Origin of the sequence: Erwinia sp. E602, assembly GCF_018141005.1 — a bacterium.
In the GTDB taxonomy this organism is placed as follows: Bacteria; Pseudomonadota; Gammaproteobacteria; order Enterobacterales; family Enterobacteriaceae; genus Erwinia.
This window is the reverse complement of record NZ_CP046582.1, coordinates 1,261,403-1,284,703: the sequence shown is the minus strand read 5'-3', so window position 1 is coordinate 1,284,703 and position 23,301 is coordinate 1,261,403. Positions and strand designations below refer to the sequence as shown.

General features: G+C 61.2%; 21 protein-coding genes. 7 read left to right on the top strand and 14 right to left on the bottom strand.

Annotated elements, in window-relative coordinates; translation table 11 throughout:
- Nucleotides 1-34: 34 nt before the first annotated feature.
- Genes pstB through GKQ23_RS07225 form a run of 3 tightly spaced genes read right to left on the bottom strand, consistent with a single transcriptional unit; the run spans nt 35 to nt 4,628 of the window.
- Nucleotides 35-811 (bottom strand): phosphate ABC transporter ATP-binding protein PstB, encoded by a 777-nt coding sequence (pstB, locus tag GKQ23_RS07235; RefSeq protein WP_212410150.1) that lies wholly within the window; start codon nt 809-811, stop codon nt 35-37.
- A 14-nt stretch (nt 812-825) separates the two neighbouring features.
- Nucleotides 826-2,475 carry a phosphate ABC transporter permease PstA gene (gene pstA / locus GKQ23_RS07230; RefSeq protein ID WP_101505181.1) on the bottom strand — a complete coding sequence of 550 codons (1,650 nt, stop codon included), beginning with the start codon at nt 2,473-2,475 and terminating at the stop codon, nt 826-828.
- A complete protein-coding gene (locus GKQ23_RS07225; protein ID WP_212410149.1) occupies nt 2,472-4,628 on the bottom strand; it encodes an ABC transporter permease subunit in 2,157 nt (718 codons plus the stop codon). The genes pstA and GKQ23_RS07225 overlap by 4 nt, the downstream gene beginning before the upstream one ends.
- 144 nt (nt 4,629-4,772) lie before the next feature.
- Between GKQ23_RS07225 and ppk1 the strand changes: the two genes are divergently transcribed.
- The 3 genes from ppk1 (at nt 4,773) to tehB (ending at nt 9,038) form a co-directional block, all read left to right on the top strand.
- Nucleotides 4,773-6,833 (top strand): polyphosphate kinase 1, encoded by a 2,061-nt coding sequence (ppk1, locus tag GKQ23_RS07220; RefSeq protein WP_056238987.1) that lies wholly within the window; start codon nt 4,773-4,775, stop codon nt 6,831-6,833.
- Between the two features lie 6 nt (nt 6,834-6,839).
- Nucleotides 6,840-8,366, top strand: a complete 1,527-nt coding sequence (gene ppx, locus GKQ23_RS07215) for an exopolyphosphatase (protein ID WP_056238984.1) — start codon at nt 6,840-6,842, stop codon at nt 8,364-8,366.
- Nucleotides 8,367-8,432: 66 nt separating this feature from the next.
- Entirely contained in the window at nt 8,433-9,038 is a 606-nt protein-coding gene (gene tehB / locus GKQ23_RS07210; protein WP_056238982.1) for a tellurite resistance methyltransferase TehB, read from the top strand.
- A 1-nt stretch (nt 9,039) separates the two neighbouring features.
- Here tehB and GKQ23_RS07205 read toward each other — a convergent pair whose 3' ends face one another.
- Entirely contained in the window at nt 9,040-11,274 is a 2,235-nt protein-coding gene (locus tag GKQ23_RS07205; RefSeq protein ID WP_146005431.1) for an EAL domain-containing protein, read from the bottom strand.
- A gap of 323 nt (nt 11,275-11,597) precedes the next feature.
- Here GKQ23_RS07205 and GKQ23_RS07200 point away from each other — a divergent pair, with 323 nt between their 5' ends.
- Together GKQ23_RS07200 and mgtE are read left to right on the top strand one after the other, a co-directional pair.
- Complete coding sequence (locus GKQ23_RS07200; RefSeq protein WP_369814391.1) at nt 11,598-11,762, top strand: YfgG family protein; 165 nt, start codon at nt 11,598-11,600, stop codon at nt 11,760-11,762.
- A 112-nt stretch (nt 11,763-11,874) separates the two neighbouring features.
- On the top strand, nt 11,875-13,296 hold the full coding sequence (mgtE, locus tag GKQ23_RS07195; protein WP_101505180.1) for a magnesium transporter: 1,422 nt from the start codon (nt 11,875-11,877) through the stop codon (nt 13,294-13,296).
- 19 nt (nt 13,297-13,315) lie between these two features.
- On the opposite strand, the gene GKQ23_RS07190 is transcribed toward mgtE, so the two are convergent.
- From GKQ23_RS07190 to GKQ23_RS07155, 8 genes are all read right to left on the bottom strand, one after another.
- A complete protein-coding gene (locus tag GKQ23_RS07190; protein WP_212410148.1) occupies nt 13,316-13,819 on the bottom strand; it encodes an AlpA family transcriptional regulator in 504 nt (167 codons plus the stop codon).
- Complete coding sequence (locus GKQ23_RS07185; protein WP_212411651.1) at nt 13,798-14,091, bottom strand: hypothetical protein; 294 nt, start codon at nt 14,089-14,091, stop codon at nt 13,798-13,800. The genes GKQ23_RS07190 and GKQ23_RS07185 overlap by 22 nt, the downstream gene beginning before the upstream one ends.
- A 333-nt stretch (nt 14,092-14,424) precedes the next feature.
- Nucleotides 14,425-15,165 (bottom strand): SDR family NAD(P)-dependent oxidoreductase, encoded by a 741-nt coding sequence (locus tag GKQ23_RS07180; RefSeq protein ID WP_212410147.1) that lies wholly within the window; start codon nt 15,163-15,165, stop codon nt 14,425-14,427.
- An 8-nt stretch (nt 15,166-15,173) separates the two neighbouring features.
- Nucleotides 15,174-15,656 carry an aromatic-ring-hydroxylating dioxygenase subunit beta gene (locus GKQ23_RS07175; RefSeq protein WP_101505175.1) on the bottom strand — a complete coding sequence of 161 codons (483 nt, stop codon included), beginning with the start codon at nt 15,654-15,656 and terminating at the stop codon, nt 15,174-15,176.
- The gene (locus GKQ23_RS07170) at nt 15,653-16,936 is read right to left on the bottom strand and encodes a Rieske 2Fe-2S domain-containing protein (RefSeq protein WP_212410146.1); all 1,284 of its coding nucleotides are present in this window, start codon (nt 16,934-16,936) and stop codon (nt 15,653-15,655) included. The genes GKQ23_RS07175 and GKQ23_RS07170 overlap by 4 nt, the downstream gene beginning before the upstream one ends.
- 82 nt (nt 16,937-17,018) lie before the next feature.
- Entirely contained in the window at nt 17,019-17,516 is a 498-nt protein-coding gene (locus GKQ23_RS07165) for a nuclear transport factor 2 family protein (protein ID WP_212410145.1), read from the bottom strand.
- Between the two features lie 10 nt (nt 17,517-17,526).
- A complete protein-coding gene (locus GKQ23_RS07160; protein ID WP_212410144.1) occupies nt 17,527-18,693 on the bottom strand; it encodes an acyl-CoA dehydrogenase family protein in 1,167 nt (388 codons plus the stop codon).
- 289 nt (nt 18,694-18,982) lie between these two features.
- Nucleotides 18,983-19,768 carry a DUF3750 domain-containing protein gene (locus GKQ23_RS07155; RefSeq protein WP_212410143.1) on the bottom strand — a complete coding sequence of 262 codons (786 nt, stop codon included), beginning with the start codon at nt 19,766-19,768 and terminating at the stop codon, nt 18,983-18,985.
- A 264-nt stretch (nt 19,769-20,032) separates the two neighbouring features.
- Between GKQ23_RS07155 and GKQ23_RS07150 the strand changes: the two genes are divergently transcribed.
- Nucleotides 20,033-20,305, top strand: coding sequence for a type II toxin-antitoxin system HicA family toxin (locus GKQ23_RS07150; protein WP_212410142.1), 273 nt, complete (start codon nt 20,033-20,035; stop codon nt 20,303-20,305).
- Complete coding sequence (locus tag GKQ23_RS07145) at nt 20,293-20,622, top strand: type II toxin-antitoxin system HicB family antitoxin (RefSeq protein WP_101505170.1); 330 nt, start codon at nt 20,293-20,295, stop codon at nt 20,620-20,622. Before GKQ23_RS07150 ends, GKQ23_RS07145 begins: the two co-directional genes overlap by 13 nt.
- Nucleotides 20,623-20,666: 44 nt before the next feature.
- Here GKQ23_RS07145 and GKQ23_RS07140 read toward each other — a convergent pair whose 3' ends face one another.
- Nucleotides 20,667-21,881 (bottom strand): MFS transporter, encoded by a 1,215-nt coding sequence (locus GKQ23_RS07140; protein ID WP_212410141.1) that lies wholly within the window; start codon nt 21,879-21,881, stop codon nt 20,667-20,669.
- 167 nt (nt 21,882-22,048) lie between these two features.
- Complete coding sequence (locus GKQ23_RS07135; protein ID WP_212410140.1) at nt 22,049-23,260, bottom strand: MFS transporter; 1,212 nt, start codon at nt 23,258-23,260, stop codon at nt 22,049-22,051.
- Nucleotides 23,261-23,301 lie beyond the last annotated feature (41 nt).

The window sequence follows — 23,301 nt, the reverse complement described above, 5'->3', positions numbered from 1 at the left end:
GGACGCGGCGGGGAGAGTGGCCCCGCCCCGCCGGTCAGCCAAACCGCCCGGTAATATAGTCTTCCGTTTTGCGCTGGCGCGGCGCGGTAAACAGGTCGTCGGTTTCGCCAAACTCCACCACGCTGCCCTGATGCATAAACGCGGTGTAGTCGGAGACGCGCGCCGCCTGCTGCATATTGTGAGTCACCAGCACCAGGGTGAAGTGCTGCTTCAGCGTGCTCATCAGCTCCTCGATCACCAGCGTGGAGATCGGATCCAGCGCCGAGGTCGGCTCATCCAGCAGCAGCACCTCCGGTTCGATGGCGATCGCCCGGGCGATCACCAGCCGCTGCTGCTGGCCGCTGGAAAGCGTCAGCGCGTTCTGCCACAGGTTATCCTTCACTTCCGGCCACAGCGCGGCGGCGCGCAGCGCGCGCTCCACCGTTTCATCCAGCACGCGGCGGTCGCGGATGCCCTGCAGGCGCAGGCCGTAGACCACGTTGTCATAGATGCTTTTCGGGAACGGATTAGGGCGCTGGAACACCATGCCCACCCGGCGGCGCAGCGCAGAGAGATCCTGACCGCTGCCAAGAATCGACCGCTGCTGCAGGCGGATATCGCCTTCAATCCGGCAGCCGTCGATGGTGTCGTTCATACGGTTAAAGCAGCGCAGCAGCGTCGATTTACCGCAGCCGGACGGGCCGATCAGCGCGGTAATACGGTTCTTCGGCACCCGCAGGCTGATGGCGTTGAGCGCCGTTTTGCTGCCGTACCATAAACTGAGTTTGTCTATCTCAAGCGCGGTATCCGCGTCATCAAACGTTACCACCATCACTTTATCCTGTATTAGTGCATCAGCGCACGATAGCGCTCACGCAGGCGGTGGCGCAACAGCATCGCCACCAGGTTCAGCCCCAGAATCAACAGCACCAGCAGCAGCGCGGTGGCAAAAACCAGCGGCTTGTCGGCTTCGGCGTTGGGGCTCTGGAATGCCAGATCGTAGATCTGGAAGCCCAGGTGCATAAATTTCCTGTCGAGGTGCAGCCACGGGAACACCGCGTCCACCGGCAGTTCCGGCACCATTTTCACCACCCCCACCAGCATCAGCGGCGCGGTTTCTCCCGCCGCGCGGGCCACCGCCAGGATCAGGCCGGTGAGCATCGCCGGCACCGCCAGCGGCAGGGTCACGTGCCACAGGGTTTCCGCCTGGGTGGCGCCCAGCGCCAGCGAGCCCTGGCGCAGCGAAGGCGGAATGCGCGACAGCCCCTCTTCGGTGGCCACGATCACCACCGGCAGCGTCAGCAGGGCCAGCGTCAGCGACGCCCACAGCAGGCCGGGGGTGCCAAAGGTCGGATTGGGCAGCGACCCGGCGTAAAACAGCCGGTCGACGCTGCCGCCGACCAGCCAGACAAAGAAGCCCAGCCCGAAGACGCCATAGACGATCGACGGCACCCCGGCGAGGTTGACCACCGCAATGCGCACCAGCCGCGTCAGCAGGTTGTTGCCGGCATACTCGTGCAGCCAGATGGCGGCAATCACCCCTAACGGCATCACCACCACCGACATCAGCAACACCATCAGCACCGTGCCGAAAATCGCCGGAAAAACGCCACCGTCGCGTTGGTTCTGCGCGCCTGAGTCACTGACAAAATGCCACAGCTGCTGGCCAAAGTGCCGCCACTTCTGCCAGACGCTCATCGTATTCGGCTGCCAGGCCGCAATAATCTGCACCAGCGGGATGCTGTGCTGTACGCCTGCCGCATCGCGCAGCAGCAGCGTGGTTTCGGCGCTCTCTCTGTTCAGCGCCGCCAGCCGCGCGGCATAGCGGTCGAACTGGCGCTGCAGCTCGGCGCGATCGGCCTCATAGACCGACTGCGCCTGCGGGGTGAAGCGCTGCCCGGCGCGCTGTTGCTGCTGGCGTCTGTCCAGCTGGGTCAGCTGCACGTTCAGCCGCGCCATCTGCACCCGGCGCAGGCTGTCCGCTTCGGCGCTGCGCTCACTCGTCTGCTGCAGCAGCTGCTGCAGAGTGAGGGCCAGATTTTCCGCCATCAGCGGCTGTTGTCCTTCCCGTAGCCCCTCAAACCAGCCGTAGGCGTTACCGCCTGAGCGGCGCTGCAGCACCATCGCCTGCGGCGGATAGCTGATGCGGGTCACCTGGCTTGCGAGCACCGGCCTGAAATCCGGTGCGGCGAAATCACGGTTGCCGGTTTTCAACAGATAGCGGGTCACCGGATCGGGCAGCTTATCGGTGAACGGCAGGCCGCTGGCCTGCAGCTGCTGGCGGGAAACCTGATGAGTCTGGGCAATCTCACCCAGCAGAAAACTCTGTCCGTCAGGGGTACTGACCGCCATCAGCGCCACCGGCTGCGGCCAGAAGTAGCGAAGCCCCTGCCAGCCGAGCAGGCCGATCAGCAGCACAAACGCCAGCAGGCTGAACGCCACCGCGCCGCCGGTCAGCCAGCGCCAGCGGTGGTTATTGTTAGCCGCGTTGATCATCCCTGCACCTCCTGCTGGCCGTAGCGCTGCCGCAGCCGCTGCCGCACCATCTCCGCCAGGGTATTCACCACCAGCGTGAAGATCAGCAGCACCAGCGCCGACAGGAACAGAATACGATAATGACCGCTGCCCGCCGCTGCTTCCGGCATCTCCACCGCCACGTTAGCGGCCAGCGAGCGCAGCCCGTCAAACAGGCCACCGTCGGTGATCGGCGTGTTACCGGTGGCCATCAGCACGATCATCGTCTCGCCCAGCGCGCGGCCAAAACCTATCATCAGCGCGGCAAAAATGCCGGACGACGCACCGGGCAGTACCACCCGCGTCAGGGTTTGCCACTGGGTAGCCCCCAGCGCCAGCGACCCCTGCCCCAGCGAGACCGGCACGCTGAAGATAGCATCCTCGGCCAGGGTGAAGATCAGCGGCACCAGCGCAAAGCCCATCGCCACGCCGGCGATCAGCAGGTTACGCTGCTGATAGCCGCCGCTCAGACGATCGGCCAGCCCCTGCCCCCACAGCGCCTGCTCGGCCAGCGGCACCGCCCACAGACAGAACAGCGCGGTCAGCAGCAGCAGCGGCAGCAGGATAATCACCTCCCGCCCTTCGCCGAGCAGCCCGCGCCGCCAGCGGGCGGGCAGCCGCTGCACGGTCCAGCCACACAGCAGCAACACCAGCGCCAGCATCAGCGGCAGCAGCAGTACGCCGGAGAGGCGGCTGGCCACCTCAGGCGCCAGCCACAGCCCGGCGATCAGGCCAATCACCACGCTGGGCAGCGCGCCCATCATCTCAATGGTCGGTTTTACCCAGCGCCGCAGCGCCGGTGACATAAACCAGGCGGTATACATCGCCGCCGCCAGCGCCAGCGGCGTGGCAAACAGCATCGCCAGCCCGGCGGCTTTCAGCGTGCCGGCCACCATCGGTACCAGGCTGAATTTACCCTGGTAATAGTCGTTGGCGGAGGTGGACTGCCAGACGTAGTCCGGTGCCGGGTAGTTTTCATACCAGACTTTCTGCCACAGGCTGTTCCAGCTCAGGTCCGGCCAGGGATTATCCAGCCGGTAGTGCAGCCAGCTGCCCTCGCGCTCCAGCAGCAGACCGTCGCCTTCCGGACTGAACTGCGCAAAGGTGGCACCCGCGGGCAGCATGTGGGTGAGCACCGCACCCGGCTGTTTGCTGGCGTACAGCTCCAGCTCGCCCTGCGGGCTGAGGGTGGCAAACACGCGACGGTGTGGTTCAGCGATCAGCAGCGGCTGCCAGCGCGCGCCGTCGAAGCTGCGGATCTGGCGTAAATGCGGTCCGGCGGGGCCGGCCACGTCAAACCACTGCGTCACCGCACTCTCGTCGGCGATCAGCAGCGAGCTGCCGCCGCTGAGGATCGCCATACTGTTCGCCGGGCGGGCTAAGGTCAGCGCATCACGCAGCTGCGGTGCACCCTGCCCGAGCCGCCAGACGCGCAGCTGAACCCCCGACAATGCAAACAGCAGATTGCCGTCGGGTGACAGCAGCATCTGGCTGACGTTACGCAGGTTGATGCGCGTGCTCTGCGCCGGCTGCCCCTGCTGCAGCTGCACCAGGGTAATGTGGTCGTCACCGGCCAGCGCCACCCGCCAGCTGTCGGCAGCCGACTGGGCTACACTGAGCTGATGCACGCGCGTTTCCCCTACCGACAGCGGGACGCCGCCCAACGGAAAATGCCAGGCGGGGGGGCGATCGCGGGCAAACAGCGGCTGCACCAGCTGCAGGCTGCCGTTCTCCGCCAGCAGCAGCACGCTCTGATTATCGCTGCTGCGGCTGGCGACCACCGGCCCGGCCAGCAGCGCGGCCGGGGCCTGCTCTGGTTTACCGGTCAGCGAAATAAAGCGCCCGCGGCCCTGGTTGTCAATGCGCCAGCCCCACTGCTGTGCTTTATCGCTGCCCATGGCAACGACGGGCTGGCTCGGGCCGAGGGCAATCACCGTACCCTGCTGCATGGACGGCGCAATAAACAGCGGCACCACCACCCAGATCAGCCAGAAAAACAGCAGCATCATCACCAGCAGAATGGCGACCCCGCTCGCGGTCACCACGCGCCGCGTCAGCCAGTCGGTCAACTGGCGGCGGCGGGCGTTGTCGGGAACGGCAATGGGGTGTTCAGTCATACCGGATCGGGTTTCCATTAGGGAGTCTGGGCGCTATGGTGCCCGTATGTCGTTAATAAGACAATCAACAATCGTCGCACGATAGACAACGCTGCCATACTCTCGCCATAATGTTTCAGAATAATGGATACCTTAATCCTGAAGCAGCCAAACGGAGTAAAAATGGGTCAGGAAAAGCTGTATATAGAGAAAGAGTTAAGCTGGCTTTGCTTTAACGAGCGGGTGTTACAGGAAGCAGCGGACAAAACCAACCCGCTGATCGAGCGTATGCGCTTTTTAGGGATCTACTCCAATAACCTCGAAGAGTTCTACAAGGTTCGCTTTGCCGACCTGAAACGCCGCATTCTGATCGGCGAAGAGCAGGGTTCACCAAGCACGCCGCGTCACCTGTTGAAAAAAATTCAGGCGCGGGTGCTGAAGGCCGATCAGGAGTTTGACGGCCTCTATAACGACCTGCTGCTGGAAATGGCGCGTAATCAGATCTTCCTGATTAACGAACGCCAGCTCTCACCGAATCAGCAAAGCTGGCTGCGCCACTACTTTAAACATCATCTGCGCCAGCACATCACGCCTATCCTGATAAACCACGACACCGACCTGATCGAATTCCTTAAGGATGATTACACCTACCTGGCGGTAGAGATTATCCGCGGTGAGGATACGCGTTACGCGCTGCTGGAAATTCCGTCTGACAAAGTGCCCCGCTTCGTTAACCTGCCGCCGGAAACGCCGCGCCGTCGCAAGCCGATGATCCTGCTGGATAACATTCTGCGCTACTGCCTGGGCGATATCTTCCGCGGCTTCTTCGACTACGATGCGCTGAACGCCTATTCGATGAAGATGACCCGCGACGCCGAATACGATCTGGTCAGCGAAATGGAGTCCAGCCTGCTGGAACTGATGTCATCCAGCCTGAAACAGCGCCTCAACGCTGAACCGGTGCGTTTTGTTTATCAGCGCGATATGCCCAACGCGATGGTCGAGCTGCTGCGCCAGAAGCTGAATATCTCCAGTCAGGATTCGGTGGTGCCGGGCGGCCGCTACCACAACTTTAAAGACTTTATCGGCTTCCCGAACGTCGGCAAAGCCAACCTGGTTAACAAACCCCTGCCGCAGCTGCGTCACGTCTGGTTCGATCGCTTCCGCAACGGCTTCGATGCCATCCGCAATCGCGACGTGCTGCTCTACTATCCGTACCACACCTTTGAGCACGTGCTGGAGCTGCTGCGTCAGGCGTCGTTCGACCCGGCGGTGCTGGCGATCAAGATCAACATCTACCGCGTGGCCAAGCACTCGCGCATCATGGATGCGATGATCCACGCCGCCTATAACGGCAAAAAGGTCACGGTAGTGGTTGAGCTGCAGGCGCGCTTCGATGAAGAGGCCAATATCCACTGGGCCAAACGCCTGACCGAAGCCGGTGTTCACGTGATCTTCTCCGCCCCGGGGCTGAAAATTCACGCCAAGCTGTTCCTGATCTCCCGTAAGGAAGGCGACAACGTGGTGCGCTATGCACATATCGGTACCGGTAACTTTAACGAGAAAACCGCCCGCATCTACACCGACTACTCGCTGCTGACCGCTGACGCGCGCATCACCAACGAAGTACGCCGGGTGTTTAACTTTATTGAAAACCCGTACCGCCCGGTGACCTTCGAGTATCTGATGGTGTCACCGCAGAACTCCCGGCAGATGCTTTACCAGCTGGTTGATAACGAGATCGCCAACGCGCAGAAAGGGATACCTGCCGGCATCACGCTCAAAATCAATAACCTGGTGGACAAAGGGCTGGTCGATCGCCTGTACGCCGCCTCCAGCTGCGGGGTAAAAGTCGATTTGCTGGTCCGCGGCATGTGCTCGCTGATCCCCAATCTGGAAGGCATCAGCGAAAATATTCGTGTCATCAGCATCGTTGACCGTTATCTTGAACACGATCGCGTCTATATTTTCGATAACGGCGGTGACAAAAAAGTCTTCCTTTCATCCGCAGACTGGATGACCCGTAATATCGATCACCGTATTGAGGTGGCCGTTGCCCTGCTTGACCCGGTGTTGAAACAGCGCGTGCTGGATATCATCGCGCTGCTGCTGAGCGACACCATGAAGGCACGCTACGTTGATAAAGAGCTGAGCAACCGCTACGTGCCGCGCGGCAACCGCCGTAAGGTGCGCGCACAGCTGGCTATTTACGACTACATCAAATCCCTTGAGCAACCAGACTAATTAACTATGCCAATATCCCATAAAAGTACGCCCAGGCCACAGGAGTTCGCCGCTATCGACCTGGGTTCGAACAGTTTTCACATGGTGATTGCCCGCGTAGTGGACGGTGCCATGCAGGTGCTCGGCCGCCTTAAGCAGCGGGTGCACCTGGCAGACGGGCTGGACAGCAATAACGTGCTGAGTGAAGAGGCGATCCAGCGCGGGCTGAGCTGCCTGGCGCTGTTTGCCGAACGTCTGCAGGGCTTCAGCCCGGCCAACGTGACTATCGCCGGTACCCACACCCTGCGCCAGGCGGTGAACGCCGAGGATTTCCTGCAGCGTGCCGCAGACGTGATCCCCTATCCGATCGAAGTGATCTCCGGGCACGAGGAAGCGCGCCTGATCTTTATGGGCGTGGAACATACCCAGCCGGAGAAAGGCCGTAAACTGGTGATCGACATCGGCGGTGGTTCGACCGAGCTGGTGATCGGCGAGGACTTTGAGCCAAAGCTGGTGGAAAGCCGCCGCATGGGCTGCGTCAGCTTTGCCAATCTCTACTTTCCGGAGGGAGCAATCAGCAAAGAGAACTTCCGCCGCGCCCGGCTGGCCGCCGTGCAGAAGCTGGAGACCCTCGCCTGGCAGTATCGCCTGATGGGCTGGCAGTACGCGCTGGGCGCGTCAGGCACCATTAAAGCCGCCTGTGAAGTGCTGGTGGCGATGGGTGAGAAAGACAAACTGGTCACGCCGGAACGGCTGGAAAGGCTGTGCGATGAAGTGCTTAAGCACAAATCTTTTGACGCGCTGAGCCTGCCGGGGCTGTCTGAAGATCGCAAAAGCGTTTTTGTGCCGGGCCTCGCCATCCTGTGCGGCGTGTTCGATGCGCTGGCGATCCGTGAACTGCGTCTTTCCGACGGCGCGCTGCGTGAAGGCGTGCTGTACGAGATGGAAGGCCGTTTCCGCCACCAGGATATCCGCAGCCGCACCGCGCAGAGCCTGGCAAACCACTACGCCATCGACAGCGATCAGGCGCGGCGGGTGCTGGAAACCACGGTTGAGCTGTACGACCAGTGGCACGCGCAGAACACCCGTCAGGCCAATCCGCAGCTGGCCGCGCTGCTGAAGTGGGCGGCGATGCTGCACGAGGTAGGGCTGACCATCAACCACAGCGGCATGCAGCGCCACTCGGCCTACATTCTGCAGTACACCAACCTGCCAGGATTTACTCAGGATCAACAACTGCTGCTGGCAACGCTGGTACGCTACCACCGTAAGGCGGTGAAAGTGGACGATTTGCCGCGCCTGACGCTGTTCAAGCGCAAGCAGTTCCTGCCGATGGTGTTCCTGCTGCGCCTTGGCACGCTGCTGAACAACCAGCGCCAGGCCACCACGCGCCCTGAAAAGTTAACGCTCACCACCGACGAAGGCCACTGGACCCTGACCTTCCCGCGTGACTACTTCAGCCAGAACAACCTGGTGCAGCTGGATCTGGAACGCGAGCAGATTTACTGGAATGAAGTGGTGGGCTGGCAGCTCACTATTCAGGAAGAGTCCTGATCCTCAGGCGAGCCCCGCAGGTTCGGGCTCGCCTGAACCTGTTCAACTTATCGTGACCCTAACACCATGACCGCAAGATCCGACACCTTCTTTAGTGAAAAATATCAGCTTACCGCCCCGCATTCGGAAGTGGTGGCCGCCCTGCCACAGCTTACCCCTGGTCACGCCCTTGACGTAGGCTGCGGCAGCGGACGCAACGCCCTGTTCCTGAACAGCCACGGCTTTACGGTGACGGCCTGGGATAAAAACCCGGCCAGCCTGGCGACGCTTAACCATATTATCGACGCGGAACAGCTGACCGGCATCAGCACCGCACAGCAGGACCTCAACGACCTGCGCTTTAACGGCAGCTACGAGCTGGTGCTGTCAACGGTAGTGATGATGTTTTTACAGCCCGAAACCATACCGCAGCTGATTGCGGATATGCAGGCCAGCACCGTCAGGGACGGCTACAACCTGATCGTGGCGGCAATGGACACCAGCGACTATCCCTGCACGCAGGGCTTCCCCTTCACCTTTAAATCCGGCGAGCTGAGCAACTATTACCGCAAATGGCATATCGTTAAATACAACGAAAACGTCGGCCAGCTGCACAGAACCGACGCGCAGGGGCAACGGATCTCGCTGCGTTTTGCCACCCTTCTGGCGCAGAAGGGCAGCGTGAAAGCCTGATTCAGCGACGGGTCTCCGCCTGGCCGGAGACCAGCTCAGCCAGGGGTACCGGCGCACCGAACAGATAGCCCTGCAGATAGTCCACCCCCAGCTTGCGCAGCGCGCTGGCCGTCTCTTCCGTGTCGACAAACTCGGCGACAATCTGCATTCTTTTCAGCCGGGAGATCACGCAGATCGACTCGATGATCTGATAATCGAGGCTGCTGTGCAGCATATTGCGCACGAAGCTGCCGTCAATTTTCAGCATGTCGACCTGCACCTGTTTCAGGTGTGAATAACTGGCGTGGCCGGTACCAAAATCGTCTATCGCTACACGGCAGCCCAGCTGCCGCAGCTGGGCAATGGTGCGGTTGCCCCAGCTGTAACCGTTGAATATCGGCGACTCCTGCACCTCAACGATCAGCTGCCACGGCTCAATCTGGCTGGCCTCCAGACGGGCGGCGATCTCCTGCGCCAGCTTCGGACGGCATAACGAGGCAGCAAACAGGTTAACCGCAAAGCGAATCCCCGGCAGTTGCTCGCGATGGCGGGCAATAAAGGTCAGGGTCCGATCCAGCACCAGCCGATCCACTTCCCAGGTCAGGCCAAACTCCTGCACCACCGGCAGGAAATCCGCCGGTTTAATATGCTCTCCCTCGATATTGACCATCCGCAGCAGAATTTCGTAGTAGTCATCACCCCGTACGCCCTGAATTTTCTGCGTCATCAGATGGAAACCGTCATTTTTCAGCGCCAGCTGGATATCCTGCACCATCGCCAGCTTTTCGCTCAGTTGCCGTTGTGCCGGCACGTTGAGCTTCTGCTGCAGATTCTCCGCGTGTCCGCTGTGCAATGACACCTCCGCCATCGCGCTTAACTCCCCCAGCAGCTCGTACAACCAGGTCACCGGCGGATACACGCTACAGTAACTGATGCCGACGTCAGGATGGATCGGCAACCCGTCCCAACTCAGCTGATACTCCTTCAGCCGAACTTCCAGCCCCTCAATCCGCGCCGCATAGCACGGCAGCTTCAGGCGCAGCACCAGGTCAAAGCCCGGCAGCTGATAAATCCCCTCCCCCGGCTGCAGCCAGGGTGCAAGGTGGCGGGCGAGGTTGCGTTTGTACTCAATGCGCAACTGCAGGCCGTAGGTACGGCTCAGGCGGTCCAGATCGGGAATACGGATATAGCAAAGCACCGACCCACTCTGTTCGGTAAGGTGCTGGCCGAGCGCGCGCACGTTAAGCAGGCCGATCACCGGATCGGTTAAGGCCATCTGCCGCGCCTTTCTCAGCAACCGCCGCTGACGGGTGCTGATCGCCGACATCAACAGGATGGTCAGCGTAAACACCAGCAGATTGGCAGAGATCACCGCCAGATGATGCGGCTCCGTCGCCGGCGTCAGGAAGCGGTCACGCAGCTGGTAAAGTACCACCAGCAGCGTGCCCCAGCTCAGCGAGGTAAACAGATAGCCGAACCGGGTCGCCGCCCACAGCATCAGCGGCAGCAGCAGCGGAATGCCGTAATCGGTCGCCAGCAGATTTTCTTTGCTGGAACTGAACTGCGTGAGCATCACCAGCAGGAACCCGACCAGCAGTAACCACAGCAGCCACTCTTTCAGCGTCACCCCGGCGGCAAACTGATCGTGGCAACGGCGCTTCAGGGTGCGAATAAAGCGCGGGTTACGCACGATGCGAATCAAAAAATAGAACGGATGGGTCAGCGACAGCGACGCCAGCAGTACCGACTGATAGTTAAGCAAGGTGTGCAGCGAAAACAGATCGGCCGGAAAAACGGAGCGGCTTAGCGGCAGAATATTCAGCGGCATCACCGCCTGCATCAGCACAATAAACAGCGTCGGCATGGCGAAAGCCAGCCAGAACAGGCGCAGCGCCGCCACATGCACGTCGGCCAGGCTGTCCCGCCAGGGGCGGCCCGCCTGCCAGGTATAGCCCGCCCAGCACACCACCAGGGTTACCAGAAAAATAGCGACAATCACCGCCGCCTGCGGCCCGGTATAACGCTGGAAATAGTACAGGCTCAGCGCCGCGGCAATGCCGGGCAGCGCCGCCCAGTTGAACACCATCAACAGTGCGATGGCCAGCGCCAGCGGCAGATAGATCAGATAGACATAGCCCATCGGCAGCCATAATCTGACCGAAAGCAGCGATGCGGCAGGCAACAGCAGCAGCGCCAGTAGCAGGGGTAATCCCCAGAAACGGGCGATGAAGGATTTGAGGAAAACAGATTTTTTCATTGTTGTTATCGTGATGTTCGAAAGACTGCGCAGGTTTTTGCCACTGTTACAGATAAATTATACTGGATGATTACGGGAATTCACTAACTTACTGCGGCGTAATAGTAGGTGGCAAAGTGAAGAATTGATTGATGCAGATCAACTTTAACATGACTGGCGGACTGAACACCGCACTAATCCGTTAAACTGCTGCCATCGCACGACAATATTTTCATCTCAATTTTCTTGTAAGGCAAAAAGTGCGCATTGACCTCTCCGCCGGGCTGTGTCTAAATTAACCACCGCCTGCGGGCATTAAAAGGAAACCCTGCGTGAGTAACGCTATGACATTCAGAAAACGCTCCAGAACAGGTCGTATGACCCGCGTGGTGCTGCTGGTCAGCTTTATCATTCTGGCCGGACGGCTGATTTTTGTGATCCCCGGTGCCATTGAACATCATCAGCAACGGCAAAACGCCCCGGTGCCCACCCTCAGCACTGAACGTTAGCGCGATCGCGACGTAAGTACGCCCCCGGCAGATTGCAGTTCACTGACCCCCGTATGGCTAAAATCAGCTACGCTTAAGCTCTGTTTTCGCTTCCCAGACTCAAGGACGTTGTATGTCTGTTGTGCCCTCTCACGTTCAGCAACTGGCCGAAATTCGTAGCCGCCTTCTCAACCTGCTTCTCACCGATGACGACCTGGTCGATGCCCTGCTGCAACGTCAGGAGACGGACGCCCACCAGCAGCAACAGATAGACGAAATCGGGCAAATCCTGCCGCTGCTGCACCCCGCCGATATCGCCGACCTGCTGGAAGCACTGCCGGAGGAGCAGCGCCTGGCGCTGTGGAAACTGGTAGGCAACGACCGGCGCGGCCTGGTGCTGGTGGAAGCCTCCGAGAGCGTGTGGGAAAGCCTGATCGAGGAGATGAGCGACCGCGACCTGCTGCGCGCCATCGCGCCGCTGGATATCGACGACCAGGCGTGGCTGGCGAAATACCTGTCACGCGACCTCACCGGCCGGCTGCTGACCTCGCTGCCCGCTTCGATGCGCTCACGCGTGCTCGACGTCATCAATTTTGACCGCGACCGCGTTGGCCGCATCATGGACTTCAAGCTGCTGACGGTAAGGGCGGACGTAAGCCTGGCCACCGTGCAGCGTTTTCTGCGGCGGCGTAAAGCGATCCCCGGCGGCACCGATAAACTGTTTATCACCGACAAAAACAATACCCTGCTCGGCGAACTGCCATTAACCGATATTTTGCTGAACACCCCGGAGAGGAGGGTGTTTGAAGTGATGAACCCCCATCCCACCACCTTTTTGATTGATGACAAAGCCGAAGAGGCCGCAGGCTCGTTCGAGCGCTATAACCTGATCTCTGCCGCCGTAGTCGATGCCAAGGGCAAACTGATCGGCCGCGTTACCGTGGAGGACGTGCTCGATCTGGTGCGCGAGGAGAATGACAGCAGCATCCGTAAAATGGGCGGCGTCAACCCCGATGAGGACGTGTTTGCCCCGGTGCGTAAAGCGGTACGTAACCGCTGGACATGGCTGGCGGTCAACCTCTGCACCGCGTTTGTGGCCTCACGGGTAATCGGACTGTTTGAAGCGACCATTGCGCAGCTGGTGGCGCTGGCAACGCTGATGCCGATCGTCGCCGGCATTGGCGGTAACACCGGTAATCAGACCATCACCATGATCGTCCGTGCGCTGGCGCTGCACCAGGTCGAGCCCGGCAACTTCTCCTTCCTGATTGGCCGCGAACTCGGCGTGGCGCTGATTAACGGCCTGTTCTGGGGCGGCATCATGGGCGGCGTGACCTGGGCGATGTACGGCAATCCGGCGCTGGGCGGCGTGATGATGCTGGCGATGGTGCTCAACCTGCTGCTGGCCGCGCTGATGGGCGTGCTGATCCCGTTGCTGATGACCAAAATGAACCGCGACCCGGCGGTGGGTTCAAGCGTACTGATCACCGCGCTGACCGACACGGGCGGCTTCTTTATCTTCCTCGGCCTGGCGACCCTGTTCCTGCTGCACTAACCGCAGGTCGCAGAAGAACTCATTCACGATCGTCGTTATGATAACGGGCGATCTGCTGGCTGAGGTTAATGTTTAACGCGACCTGCGCGGTCTCCTGTACGGCGGGCGGCCAGCGGTAGCCGCCGCGATGCTCCAGCCAGCCCAGTACGTCGGCAAGGTGCCAGAGGCTGGCGTTGCCTTCCGACAGCGGTAACGGGAAGCTCTGGTAGTGGGTCAGCATCAGCTTACGCATATTTTGCCGTGACACGCCGATCAGATCGGCTACGTCGGTCAGGCCGACATAATCCGGTGCCACTTCAATTAAGCGTGCCGACGGCATCACGCTCTTAACCTGGCGCAGGGCGCTCTCTATCGCCTGTTCAGCCGACAATGCTTCACGCATAAATTCAAGCGCCATGCGCCCGGCAATGCCCAGCCCGATCAGCGCGTCATCACAGCCGGCCACCGCCAGTCGTTCCACCAGCAGATCGCGATCTTCCGCGTCGTCGGCCAGCTGGTATTTCAGTGTAAACGTGTATTCCATGGTTGTTTTCTCCCCTGTTCACCGCTGAACTGTTGCCACAGGCTACAGTGCTCCACCACCCGCCGCAGTTGCTGCGCATGGTTGTGTGCGTTCTTTGGCGTCGACCAGACACAGCTGATGCAAAACTCTCCGCACCGACACTGCGCGTCATTCCAGGGGCAGTACATTTTCCCCCAGGCGTGACTTCCGCCACTGACCACCCGCCAGCCCTGATGCTCGGCGAACTTCAGAACGGCTTCGATTTCCTTATTAGCATGAGTATGACGCGCCATGATGTTCTCCATTATGCTGGTCATTATTTTGGTTGTCAACTGACAACCTGTGAGTTTCATGGTTCACTGTGCCCGCGAAACCGGCGACGTGCCACAGGGTATAAGGGGAATGTCGAGAGAGGTCGAGGAGAAACTCAGCGTCTTGCAGACTCAACAGGGTTAATTGCGAGACGTTTCGCACAGAAAAATGCATTAGTCAGGTATCCGGTCGCTGAGTCAGGCAGTCAGGCAGTCAGGCAGTCAGGCAGTCAGGCAGTCAGGCAGTCAGGCAGTCAGGCAGTCAGGCAGTCAGGCAGTCAGGCAGTCCAGAATGCCCCGGAACGGGGCTCCTGGCTAGCGCATAAACAGGCCACCGTTAACATCCCAGGTCGCACCGCTGACCGAGGCGGCGGCGGGGGACGCCAGCAGCAGCACCATCTGCGCGACAAATTCCGGATCGCCCAGCTGATGCACCGGAATAGCCGCCAGCAGCGCCGGCAGGTTCTCCGGCGGCACCAGCGCGCGCACCGAGGGCAGATCCTGCGGGCCGGGCGCGATGGCATTCACGGTAACGCCATCGCCGCTGAGCGCGCGGGCAAACACCTTGGTCAGGGTGATGATCCCCCCCTTCGAGGCGGCATAATGCGCCCCCGAAGCCGTGCCGCCGTTCTGCCCGGCCAGCGAAGCCAGATTAATGATGCGTCCGTAACGCTGCTGAGCAAAATAGCGCCCGACCCGCTGGCACCCCAGAAACGTGCCGCGCAGGTTGGTGGTAATAACACGATCGAACTCGTCAGCTTCAATCTCCATCACCGGGGTAGCCAGCGTCAGCGCGGCATTGTTGACCAGCACCTGCAGCCCGCCAAAACGTGCGGTGATCTGTCCGATGGCGGCAGTAAAATCCTCCGGCCGGCGAACGTCCAGCTTTAGCCCCAGCGTGCGTTCACCCTGCGGGTCGATCGCCTGTGCCGCCTGCTGCGCGGCCTGCAGCGACAGATCGCCGAATGCAACAGCATAACCGCTGCGCCAGAGCGCACGGCAGATCAGCGCGCCGAGACCGGAAGCCGCCCCGGTCACCAGCGCCACCTGACTCATCGGCGGCCTCACAGGATGTAACCTATTGCCAGCAGATAGTCTTCAGCGTTGATCAGCCTTACCACCTTCTGCTGGATCAAAAAACTGTCCCCCTGCGGCACCAGCTGGTAGCTGACATCTGCCACCGTGTGATGCGTCAGCCCCTTTCGCTGCACCCACAGCGACTGGGCGCAGCGCAGATCAACGCGCCGTTCGCTGGCAGACAGCAGATGATGCCGCCCGCTGATGCGAATGGTACGTGCCTGCGGCGTGGCGGAAATCGCCTCGCCGCTGCACAGACGCTTAACGCGTTTCTCGCGCATCTGCTGGTCATCCAGCGCGTAGTTAAGCGTATTCGCAAAATCCTCGGTGGCCGGATCAATCGGCACCACGTACAGCCCTTCGGGGTGCCACAGCGCCAGCCAGTGGTGAAATGCTCCGCGGTCCAGCAGATCGGCTTCGTCGTTTATAAAGCCGATCGCCGCAGATAAAACCTGCTGCCGTTCGCTCATACTTCCTCCGCCGTCATCATTTTTTTCCACTGCTGGTAGGCGCAACGCATACCGGTTTCCGCGCTGACGTCGCTCCGCAGCCCATCTGCCGTTGGCCGTTCGCCAGGCAGGCCGCGGTTCAGCATGATCCACAGCCTTTCTTCCGCTTCTGCCCCCTGTTGCACCCGCTCCCAGGCTTCGGCATCGTCGGTGGTGCCGAAACCCATCGGCCCCTGAAAGTGTTCATGCAGCCGCAGCCGCACCTGGTTGGCGCACGCCGGCCCGCCCTTCATGGTCAGTGCAACGTGGTGAACCTCCGTTTCGCACACCGATATCGGCTGCAACACGCGGAAAAACGACAGGGAACATGCGACGTTAGGGAACAGATTGAGGTTGAAACCGCTTCCTCCTACCGCATGCACAATACGCCGCACCGCCGCCTCATCATGCCCTTCCCCGCGCAGCTGAGCAGCCAGATCGAGAAAACGCTCGGGGATCTCCGGGTCGGGGTTGTGATCGAGATCGATACGATCGGGGATCATTACCATCACGCTGTGCCCGTTGCCCAGCGACTCGACATAGCCGGGTCCACCGACAAAATCCAGCATCTCTTTGGTCTGCCGGTCGACCGAGCTGAGAAAGGATTTATGCACCACCGGAAAATGGTAGCTGTCGGTGGTATTTTCCAGCTGAATTTTCCAGTTGCCCGGAAAACGAAAACGCAGAGAAGAGGTCGCCTCCAGCGGATAACCGGCCCCCTGCTTCATAAACAGATCGATCCACTTCTTCGCCGCCCCGAGAAAATCACTCAGTGGTTCAATCTGATGGTTAAAGGTGGCGAAAATCATCCCGGCGTAGCTCTCCACCCGCAGACTAATCAGCCCCAGCCCGGCTTTGTTAAGGATGTTGCCGTAGCCTGCCGGGTGCGGCACACCGCGCAGCGTGCCGTCCAGGCCGTAGCCCCAGCTGTGATACGGGCAGACAAAACTGCGCGTTTTACCGCGCCGCTGCTCGCAGACCGTTGATGCCCGGTGACGGCAGCGGTTCAGCAGCACGTGGATTTCCCCGTTACGATCGCGAACCACGATCACCGGCTGGGTGCCGACGCTGGCGCGCTTAAAGCTGCCGGCCTCAGGCAGTTCGCTATCGTGGCCCACCCACACCCAGGTCTGCTGGAAAATCCGCTCCTGCTCGCGGGCAAAGATCGCTCCCGAGGTGTACAGCGAAGTGTGTACGCGATCGCTTTCAACCCGCTCAGCCAGCGGCGGCGCGGCGGTCTTATCGTGCAACATCAGTTCCATGATTGTGGCTCCTGTGATGGTGGCCAGCGTAAACACATCCACGCTGGCCTGGAGACGTCTTACCCGCAGTTTGCTTACTGGCTCAGGCCAGCGGAGCATGGAGATAGTCCAGCGGGCGGCTAAACAGATTGCGGGTGGAAAAGTGTGATATCAGCCAGCGGCCCTCCTCCCGACGAAAATTGATAAACAGCTCCGCCGCCTTTGCCGACGCGCTGTTATCACTCAGGGCGGCGAGCTGACACATTTTCCAGCGCCCCGCCGCGCTGTCTGCCGACAGTACCGAGATGAATTCAGCGGTCAGAAAGTGCACGTTAATGACAAAATGCGGCGGATCGCAGGCGTAACCGGCCATCATGGCGGTAATCGCCTGCCGGCCACAGTGGCTGCCCAGCGTAGCGGCATACAGCGGCCCGGTGCCCAGCCACTGCGCATCCGCGGTAAACAGGCGGCCAACCTCCTGCGCCACTTCGTCGCTGGTCAGGTTTTCGCACAGATGCAGATAGTCACTGACCAGACGACGAATCGCCGCTTCGGCTTCCAGCGTGGCCAGCCGCTCCATCAGCAAGGATTGCTCGCTCATCCGCTCCTCCTTACAGATAGCCGGGCAACGGCGCGCGGCCAAACAGCATCTGCCCGGCGTTGATCAGGGTTAGCTCGCCCATAAACGCATGCTGGGTAATCACCAGCGTATCGCGCACGTAGCGCTGCAGCGGGCTGCGCATCGCAATGCCGCCCATTCCGGAAAGCGCCAGCATGGCGGACGCGACCTTCGCCGCGGTGCGGGTCAGATGGGTTGACGACAGGCGCAGCGCGCTGACCTGCGGCGAAGCGGGCTCATCGCCCCGACACAGTACCTGCCACACCTGCTCAATAGCGTCGTAAAACCAGCAGCGGGCCGAGGCCAGCCCGGCTTCCGCGCGGGCGACGGCAATCTGCGCAAACTGGCGATCGGCCAGCAGCGGCGCGCCGGTCACCGAACGCTGACGTTCGGCAATCGCCAGGATTTCATCAATCGCGGCGCGGGCAATGCCCGCACTGACCACCGCCAGCACCTGGGTCGCCAGCGACAGCGCCGGGTAGCGATACAGCACGCCCTCCAGGTTGAGTGCCCCGCCGCGGATCAGCGTCCACTCCTCCGGTACAAAGGCGTTATCCAGCGTCAGGTCGTGGCTGCCGGTACCGGCCAGCCCGACGCTGTTCCACACCGGATCGATGGTCACCTGCGCCGCAGGCAGCACCGCCACCCGTGGCAGCGCGGTGGCCTGCGCACCGGTGGGCTGAATGCCCACGCCGATCAGATCGGCCCCCATGCAACCGCTGGCAAAACTCCAGCGTCCGGAGATGCAAAAGCCACCCGGCTCCACCGCCGCTGGGCATGAAGGAAACAGGCCGGCGGCGAACACCACATCAGGGCCGGACTGCCAGATCCGATCGAGCACGGCCGGGGGCAATCCACCGAGGTAAAAGGGGTTCATACCGAAGCTCGCCACCCAGCCGGCGGAGCCGTCAGCAGCTGCGATGCGCTCAATCAGGGCGCAGAACCCGCCGGGTGGCATCTCCATCCCGCCATATTTTTTCGGCACAAACGCCCGGTAAACCCCGAGCGAGCGGAATTTCTCAATCACATCCGCGCTGATAAATTTCTGCCGTTCAAATTCTTCGGCCCGCAGCCTGATGTCGGCCAACAGGCGGGACAGTTCAGCCGTGGAAACATCCCCCCCGAGGTTCTCTTGCGCTGATAAAGTAGAAGTGTGCACATATCCTCCCTGATTCCCGTTCCCCTCTTACAGGGCGGGTTAAACGGATGAGATCGATCGCGTTGGAGGGGCGCTGGCTTTAACCGAGTGGAGGGAACGGTGCCCGTAAGGATGACCGGATCGGCAACGGCCCTTTAGCCCGAAAGCGACGTTTTTTCATACAAGCATGAGGGGTAATCCTGTCACTCGCGGCAGTGATTACAAGAGGCTCGGCACGGATGGCTTACATTATCGCTGGCCGTCCATTTTCCAGAAATAAGGGGCCGTTAACCGGGGCCCCGGCGGTGGGCTATTTCACGGAGGAGAGGGAAGAGTCGTTCTGGCGATTGTCGTCACCCAGTCCGCCGATAAACGGCAGACGCAGCTGCAGCGGGGAAAAACCGACGCCGAGGTTCAGCCCGAGCAGATTGATCTCGACTCCCTCCTTCGCGCCCAGCGTCACGCCGGCTACGCCGAGCAGGGAGACCTGCAAACCGCGCCCGGAAGGCGGTAACCCCACCGGACGGGTCAACGGGCGGTAATCTTTACCCAGCGCATTCGCCGGCAGGTTCAGCTCCAGTGACGGGACCTCACGGCCTATATGGGCCAGGAAGGTATTGCTGTTGGGTCCGGGCCAGGCGTGATAGGTCTGCGGCCACGGGTAGGAGGCAATAGCAGCTTTGATCGCCGGGATCATCGCTTCGGCGGCCGGGCCTCGATGATCGACCAGAATACGCGGTCGCGCCCCGTACCAGTAACCGTCCGGCAGGTTGCTGTTCAGCCGCACCTTATCGCCGCTGCCCCAGCTGATCACCTCATAGCGGCTGTAACGGGTTTCCCCGGCGCGCTTAAAGATAATCCACGGATGCACCGCCACCTTGCCTTTCCAGCCAAAGGTCGGTGCGGCATACACCTGTACGATCGCCAGATTAGCAAAGCGTTGGGGATCGAGCGCCAGCCCGGACGAATCGCGCCGCGCCGATGCCCAGCCCTCGCTGCTCTGTTGCTGATGGCCCGCCGCCCGGGTCAGGCTGGCGGCCAGCGACAGCAGGATAATGGCCAGCAGGGCAAGGCTAAGCGCTTTCAGTGCAAACATCGTAAAACTCCCGGACGAAGGTAGCCTGCCAGCATCGTGTATTTTACGAAATTATGCACTCAAAAATTAACCACCAGTCTGCTTTATCCCGCCTGCAGCCAGGCATGCCGCCCTTTCCTGAAGCAAGGCCGCAAAAGCAAAATATCCTGCCTTTATGGCGTAGCCTTGCGGTGAGTTTACATTCTACGGTAGTGCTGTTACCGTACTCCTTGTGATATCATTTTTTGATAGCAAAAGGAGGGGTTGTCATTCACGGAGGATGAGATGAACCTTCTTAACAGCAAACACCTACAGACTATCGAGGTGATTTTTACCACACCCACCCACTGCACGCTGGAGTGGCAAAAAGTAGAGGCGTTACTGATGGCACTGGGTGCCGAGGTGTCTGAAGGCAGAGGGTCGCGTGTACGCTTTATGATCAAAGGCGTGGTGGCCACGTTTCACCGGCCGCATCCGGCGAAAGAGGCAAAACCCTATCAGGTACGCGACGTCAGAAAATTTCTTGAAACGATTGGAGTCACACCATGGGTACTATGACCTGGAGAGGCTACGCCGCCAGAATTGAGTACAGCGATGAAGATCGCTGCCTGATTGGTCATATCGTCGGCATTCGCGATGTGATCGGCTTCCATGCGGACAACGTTACCGATCTGCGCCGCGCATTTGAAGAGGCGGTGGATGACTATCTGGCCTTCTGCGCGGAGCAAGGCATCAAACCACAGCGCCCGGCCAGCGGCAAAATCAGCCTGCGCATCCCGCCGGAAATCCATGCGGCGGTTAACGCCGCCGCCGAACTGTCAGGCAAAAGCGTCAACCAGTGGATTAGCGATACGCTGGTCAAGGCGACGCATTAGTCACCATCACCAGCGCTGACTGGCGGAAGAGTGTGCCCGAGCGCTTATTCTACCGGAAACGATTTACTGCGGGTCAGGGATGAATGACGGCGCAGCCTGCTAACCGTGATAAATGACGCCAGCAGCAGCGCCGCCAGCGCACAGATGGCTGACAGACCGAGAACGCCGGACAATCCGCTGGCGTTCAGCACCTCCCCACCTGCCCAGGCTCCGAGCGCAATCCCGATGTTAAACACCCCGACGTAGAGCGCTGCGGCAATCTCCACTCCGTCGGGTGCCGTTTTGACGATCCACGTCATCAGCCCGACCGAGACGCCACCGTAAGCCAGGCCCCACAGCATCAGCACCGCGCCGCCTGCAACCGGCGATCCGCCTACGCTAAGCCACAGCAACGGCGTCAGCAGCAGTCCGGTCGCTATTGCCAGCAGCACCGGTAGCGCACGCCGCGCGGCAAGGGTTCCTGCGATAAAGTTTCCAGCGATACCGGCGATGCCATAGGCGAACAGCAGGCTGCTGACCCAGCGCGCGTCAAAGCCCGACCAGGAAACCAGCAGCGGGCGCACAAAGGTGAAGGCCATAAAATGACCGGCCACCAGCAGCAGCGTTAACAGCAGCCCGCCCTGTAAAGCGGGCCGGCGTGCCAGCCCGGCCAACTGGCGCAGGGTAACGGACGTTATCGCCGGCAGCGACGGCAGCGATGCCTGCTGCAGTATCAGCACCAGCGCGCTGAACAGCGCCATAACGGCAAATGCCCAGCGCCAGCCTGCAATTTCGCCAATCAGCGCGCCAAGAGGAATACCGAGCACTGATGCGGCAGCCACGCCGCCAAAGATCAGTGATGTTGCCAGCCCGACGTGAGGTGCTGCCACCAGCCTTGCGGCCAGCCCGCCGGCAATGGCCCAGATCCCGCCAATGCAGAAGCCAACCAGCACGCGGGCTGCCAGCAACCAGCCGATTCCCGGCGCCAGGGCCGAGGCAAGATTGGCAACCACCAGCAGTAACAGCAGCCCGCCGAGGAGTGTTCGCCGGTCAATATCGCCGGCAGCCAGCACCACGCAGGGCGCAAAGAGAGCCGCCAGCAGTGCAGGCAGTGACATCGTCAACGCTGCCGTCCCCACGGAGGTCTGCAGGCTCTCTGCGATGGGGGTGAGCAGTCCCACCGGCAGCATTTCGGTGGTTACGACGGAGAACGTGGACAGCGCCACGGCAGCCACCGCCAGCCAGGGGCGGCGCGCGACAGATAAGGAAATCAGGGGCATTATCGTTATCCTTTGTATGATATAACCAGGCCACGGAAGCCTAAGCAGCCCATGAAAAACAGAGCCTGAGGTCTACCGCCGGCAATGCCCGATAAGCAGCCAGACGGGTTTTTCTCCCTAAAAGGTCTCAGCCCGTGAGGGTGCGCACCGGCCGGTGAAGCCGGTTATCACGCATTACGTTCAGTCCGGTAACGCTGCGTGCCGCCCAGCCGATATGAACCCGCGATCGCCAGCAGCACGATCGCCGCGCCTGCCCCGATCGCTACGCTGAATCCGGCCTGCAAGCCGAAATAATCAACCAGGCGACCGGAGACCGCAGCCCCCAGCGCCACGCCGATATTCAGCCCGGCCAGCAGCCAGCTCATCCCCTCGGTAAGCTTCTCCACCGCGACCAGCCGTTCAACCAGCGACATCGCGATAATCATCGTCGGTGCAAAGCTCACACCGGCCAGCAGCACCGCGCCCGTCAGCGTGGTGATGCTGCCCGCCAGCCACAGCGGCAGGGTCGTCAGCGCCACGGCCAGCCCGCCGACCAGCAACTGCCGGTGCAGCGGCGTGGTTAAACGCAGCGCACCAAACAACAGCCCGGCGCTGCAGGAGCCAAACGCATAGGCTGACAGCACCAGGCTGGCCGCCGCCGGTTGCCCGCTCAGCTCTGCGAAGGCGACGCTCACCACGTCCACGCTGCCCACGATGATGCCCATCGCCATCATCAGCAGCGCCAGCAGGCGCAAGCCCGGCTGACCAATCGGCGAGCCACCGCGTACCGCTGCCGTCGGTGCTGAAGACGTTAGCGGTTCCGTAGCGCGCAGCCTCACCAGCGCCAGCGTGCCGCCTGCCAGCAGCAGCGCCGCCGCCAGTAGCCCCGCCTGTGGAAACGCGGCCACCGCCAGCCCGACCGACAGCGGCGGCCCGGCGATAAAAGTCACCTCATCCAGCACCGTCTCCAGCGAATTCGCGCTCTGCAGGCGCGGCTGGCCGCGATACAGCGCAGCCCAGCGCGCCCGCACCATTGCCGACATACCGGGCATAAATCCGGCCAGCAGCGCGCCGACAAACAGCAGCCCGTCCGGTGCCTGCAGACAGGTGGTCGCCGCCAGCAACAGCATCCCGGCCAGACTGACTGCGCTGGCAACCGGCAGCACACGATGCTGTGAATGGCGGTCCGCCAGCCGGGCGACCTGCGGCGACAGCAGCGCATAGCCCAGCACAAAGGTGGCGGACACCGCCCCGGCCAGCGTATAGCTGCCGCGCAGCTGGGCCAGCAACGTGATAATACCGATACCGGTCATCGGCAGCGGCAGGCGCGCCAGCAACCCGGCCAGCAGCAGCCAACGGGTGCCGGGGGCGCTAAACAGTTCGCGATAGGCTCTGAACATCTCTTCTCCCTGGTTTTGCCTGCCATCACAGAGGGTGGCAA

What these genes read in the sequence shown, in the direction of transcription:
- pstB (WP_212410150.1), bottom strand. Translation starts at nt 811, where the DNA reads ATGGTGGTAACGTTTGATGACGCGGATACCGCGCTTGAGATAGACAAA.
- pstA (WP_101505181.1), bottom strand. Translation starts at nt 2,475, where the DNA reads ATGATCAACGCGGCTAACAATAACCACCGCTGGCGCTGGCTGACCGGC.
- GKQ23_RS07225 (WP_212410149.1), bottom strand. Translation starts at nt 4,628, where the DNA reads ATGGAAACCCGATCCGGTATGACTGAACACCCCATTGCCGTTCCCGAC.
- ppk1 (WP_056238987.1), top strand. Translation starts at nt 4,773, where the DNA reads ATGGGTCAGGAAAAGCTGTATATAGAGAAAGAGTTAAGCTGGCTTTGC.
- ppx (WP_056238984.1), top strand. Translation starts at nt 6,840, where the DNA reads ATGCCAATATCCCATAAAAGTACGCCCAGGCCACAGGAGTTCGCCGCT.
- tehB (WP_056238982.1), top strand. Translation starts at nt 8,433, where the DNA reads ATGACCGCAAGATCCGACACCTTCTTTAGTGAAAAATATCAGCTTACC.
- GKQ23_RS07205 (WP_146005431.1), bottom strand. Translation starts at nt 11,274, where the DNA reads ATGAAAAAATCTGTTTTCCTCAAATCCTTCATCGCCCGTTTCTGGGGA.
- GKQ23_RS07200 (WP_369814391.1), top strand. Translation starts at nt 11,598, where the DNA reads ATGACATTCAGAAAACGCTCCAGAACAGGTCGTATGACCCGCGTGGTG.
- mgtE (WP_101505180.1), top strand. Translation starts at nt 11,875, where the DNA reads ATGTCTGTTGTGCCCTCTCACGTTCAGCAACTGGCCGAAATTCGTAGC.
- GKQ23_RS07190 (WP_212410148.1), bottom strand. Translation starts at nt 13,819, where the DNA reads ATGGAATACACGTTTACACTGAAATACCAGCTGGCCGACGACGCGGAA.
- GKQ23_RS07185 (WP_212411651.1), bottom strand. Translation starts at nt 14,091, where the DNA reads ATGGCGCGTCATACTCATGCTAATAAGGAAATCGAAGCCGTTCTGAAG.
- GKQ23_RS07180 (WP_212410147.1), bottom strand. Translation starts at nt 15,165, where the DNA reads ATGAGTCAGGTGGCGCTGGTGACCGGGGCGGCTTCCGGTCTCGGCGCG.
- GKQ23_RS07175 (WP_101505175.1), bottom strand. Translation starts at nt 15,656, where the DNA reads ATGAGCGAACGGCAGCAGGTTTTATCTGCGGCGATCGGCTTTATAAAC.
- GKQ23_RS07170 (WP_212410146.1), bottom strand. Translation starts at nt 16,936, where the DNA reads ATGGAACTGATGTTGCACGATAAGACCGCCGCGCCGCCGCTGGCTGAG.
- GKQ23_RS07165 (WP_212410145.1), bottom strand. Translation starts at nt 17,516, where the DNA reads ATGAGCGAGCAATCCTTGCTGATGGAGCGGCTGGCCACGCTGGAAGCC.
- GKQ23_RS07155 (WP_212410143.1), bottom strand. Translation starts at nt 19,768, where the DNA reads ATGTTTGCACTGAAAGCGCTTAGCCTTGCCCTGCTGGCCATTATCCTG.
- GKQ23_RS07150 (WP_212410142.1), top strand. Translation starts at nt 20,033, where the DNA reads ATGAACCTTCTTAACAGCAAACACCTACAGACTATCGAGGTGATTTTT.
- GKQ23_RS07145 (WP_101505170.1), top strand. Translation starts at nt 20,293, where the DNA reads ATGGGTACTATGACCTGGAGAGGCTACGCCGCCAGAATTGAGTACAGC.
- GKQ23_RS07140 (WP_212410141.1), bottom strand. Translation starts at nt 21,881, where the DNA reads ATGCCCCTGATTTCCTTATCTGTCGCGCGCCGCCCCTGGCTGGCGGTG.
- GKQ23_RS07135 (WP_212410140.1), bottom strand. Translation starts at nt 23,260, where the DNA reads ATGTTCAGAGCCTATCGCGAACTGTTTAGCGCCCCCGGCACCCGTTGG.